The organism is Streptomyces europaeiscabiei (genome assembly GCF_001550375.1).
Lineage (GTDB): Bacteria > Actinomycetota > Actinomycetes > Streptomycetales > Streptomycetaceae > Streptomyces > Streptomyces europaeiscabiei.
On record NZ_LRTR01000094.1, the window covers coordinates 1 to 2,624 of the forward strand.

Below are 2,624 nucleotides of genomic sequence, written 5' to 3' on the forward strand. Positions count from 1 at the left end.
CGCCCCCGTGCCGCCCCCGACGGCCGCCCGGCACGAGCGGGCACCGCACGTCTCCGACAGGCGGCCCGAGTACCGCCCCTCGTCGGGCTACGAGCGTCCGACGGCAGCACCGCAGGGGTCCGGTGGGCCCGCCAGGCCGGTCCTGCCGAAGCGCCGTGCGATGGAGCACCTGGCGCCCGAACTCCGCCAGGGGCCCGCTCCACGTCCCGACACCCACGAGCAGGACCTGAACTTCAGCCCCGGCCTCCTGGCCGGGATCAATCGAGGCTTCGGTCTCGCCGGCGCGACCTCCGACGCGATCCCCGTCGACGACACGCGCTGGGCCCCGCACCGACCGCAAGGAGAAGAACCCCACCATGGTGAGCGATAGCCACCCCACCGGACAGAACATCGACTGGCTGCTGGACAACCTCAAGAAGACCGTGCCCGGTACCCGGCAGGTGCTGTTGCTCTCGTCCGACGGCTTGAGCAAGGCACATGTGGATCTGAGCGCCGACGACGCCGACCGGCTGGCGGCGATATCCTCCGGCCTCAACTCCCTGGGCCGTTCCTTCGGCCACGACAGGGTGCTGGGCAACGGCGGCACCGTCCGCCAGGTCATCGTGGAACTGCACAACGGCATCCTCATCGTGGCCTCGGCGGGTCACGGCGCCGTGCTGGCGGTCACCGCGGACGCGACGACGCACACCGAGACGCTCGGCTACGAGATGGGCATGCTGATCCGGGCCGTGCAGCCGTTCCTCGCCACGCCGGCCCGCCGCCCGACCAACGCACCGTCCAGCGCGGGGATGTGACGCGATGACGGACGAGATGTTCCTGGACGAGGAGGCCGGACGGTTAGTCCGGCCGTTCACCGTCAGCAACGGGCGCACTCGGCCCTCGACGCCGTTCGACCTGCTCACCCTGGTGATGGCCACCGGCAGCCGGAGGATCACCGACCTCGGCCCCGACCACGACCTGGTGCTCGGCCTGTGCGTCAGGCCGGTGCCGGTGGTCGAGGTGGCCGCGCGGATGAACCTCCCGATCGCCGTCACCAAAGTCCTGTTGTCCGACCTAGTGCAGCACGAGGCGCTCACCGCGCGGGCGCCCCGTGCCGTCGAGGCGGCCTCCGCCGCCAACCGAGAAGTTTTGGAGGCGGTACTTGATGGCCTACGCGCACGGCTCTGACCCCTTCCCGACCGCCCTGAAGATCCTCGTGGCGGGAGGGTTCGGGGTGGGCAAGACGACCTTCGTGGGGGCGGTCAGCGAGATCGCGCCACTGAGCACCGAGGAGGTCATCACCACGGCCAGTGTCCGCACCGACAGCCTCGACGGGGTGGAGGAGAAGTCCACCACCACCGTGGCCATGGACTTCGGCCGGATCACCCTCGGCTCCGAGCACGTCCTGTATCTGTTCGGCACCCCCGGGCAGGAACGGTTCTGGTTCATGTGGGACGAGCTGTCCGACGGAGCGCTGGGCGCGGTGGTGCTCGCCGACACCCGCCGGCTCGACGCGTGCTTCCCCGCGGTGGACTTCTTCGAGGTGCGCGGAATCCCGTTCGTCGTGGGGGTGAACGAGTTCGACGGCGCGTACCAGTACTCCGTCGAGGAGGTCCGCGACGCCATCGGCCTGAAGTCCAACGCACCGATCGTGTTCTGCGACGCCCGGCACTGCAGCTCCGGTACGGGTGTGCTCGTCGAACTCGTCCAGCACCTGCTCGGCATGACACCCGACGTGGCGACACACCAGCCACCCGTGCTCCGTTGATTCTCACTCAACTCGGCCGATCTCGAACGGAGTCCCGATGAACAGCCCCTATGCCTCCTACGAGCCACCGCTCGACCGTCTGCTCCTCACCCCCGAGGACCCGGCCGCCCCGCAACGCGCCGCCAGGCTCGCCCAGCTCGGACTCGCCAACACCCCCCGGGCCGAGTTCGACGTCTTCGCGCGCCGGCTGGCGCTGGAGCTGGACGCGCCGTACGCGATGGTCAACTTCGTCGATGACAAACGCCAGTTCTTCGCCGGGCTCTACACCCCGGACGCCGGACCCGTGAACATCGCGCAGGGCCAGGCGGCCGAGAGCTCGATGAGCCGGGAGATGCGCCTGGACCACGGCTTCTGCCCGCACACCGTCAAGCGAACCGCGGCGCTGGTGCTCGACGACGTCTGCGACTACCCGCGGTTCGCCGGCAACCCGGTCGTGGACGAGATCGGCATCCGCTCCTACATGGGCGCGCCGCTGGTCGACACGCTGGCGGGCATGAACCTCGGCACGATCTGTGTCGTCGACACCGACTCCCGTACCTGGGGGCGGCAGCGGCTGGAGATCATCAAGCACATGGCTCAGGAGATGTCCGACCAGATCCAGGCCATCGCCTCCGGCCGCTGAGGCCCGACCGGGCGCCGCCGCCGGTCGGGTGGGTCGAGGGGAAGCGGACCGCCGGGCGTCCGGCTCACGAAAGCCGCGGACACGACGTCGTGTCCGCGGTTTCTCTGTGTTCGGGCCCGGCCGACGGATGGGATCCGGGGCGCGAGCGGGTGAGGGCCGCGGCGTGTCCGGCGGGTCGGGTCGCTCGACGAAAGCCGACCGAGGCACGCTCCGGGTCGCGGATGCGCCGGTCCCCCGGCGGCGGGATGGGGCGGT

Annotated in this window: 4 protein-coding genes and 1 pseudogene; all 5 read left to right on the top strand. The window is 70.4% G+C overall.

What is annotated here, in order from left to right; all coding sequences use genetic code 11:
- A pseudogene (locus AWZ10_RS47220) lies at positions 1-370 on the top strand (ATP-binding protein); the annotation flags it as partial.
- Complete coding sequence (locus AWZ10_RS04090) at positions 357-794, top strand: roadblock/LC7 domain-containing protein (RefSeq protein WP_046707851.1); 438 nt, start codon at positions 357-359, stop codon at positions 792-794. The pseudogene AWZ10_RS47220 and the gene AWZ10_RS04090, both read left to right, overlap by 14 nt.
- Before the next feature lie 4 nt (positions 795-798).
- Positions 799-1,167, top strand: coding sequence for a DUF742 domain-containing protein (locus tag AWZ10_RS04095; protein ID WP_046707850.1), 369 nt, complete (start codon positions 799-801; stop codon positions 1,165-1,167).
- On the top strand, positions 1,145-1,747 hold the full coding sequence (locus AWZ10_RS04100; protein ID WP_046707849.1) for a GTP-binding protein: 603 nt from the start codon (positions 1,145-1,147) through the stop codon (positions 1,745-1,747). The genes AWZ10_RS04095 and AWZ10_RS04100 overlap by 23 nt, the downstream gene beginning before the upstream one ends.
- Positions 1,748-1,784: 37 nt before the next feature.
- Complete coding sequence (locus AWZ10_RS04105; RefSeq protein ID WP_046707848.1) at positions 1,785-2,369, top strand: GAF domain-containing protein; 585 nt, start codon at positions 1,785-1,787, stop codon at positions 2,367-2,369.
- Positions 2,370-2,624 lie beyond the last annotated feature (255 nt).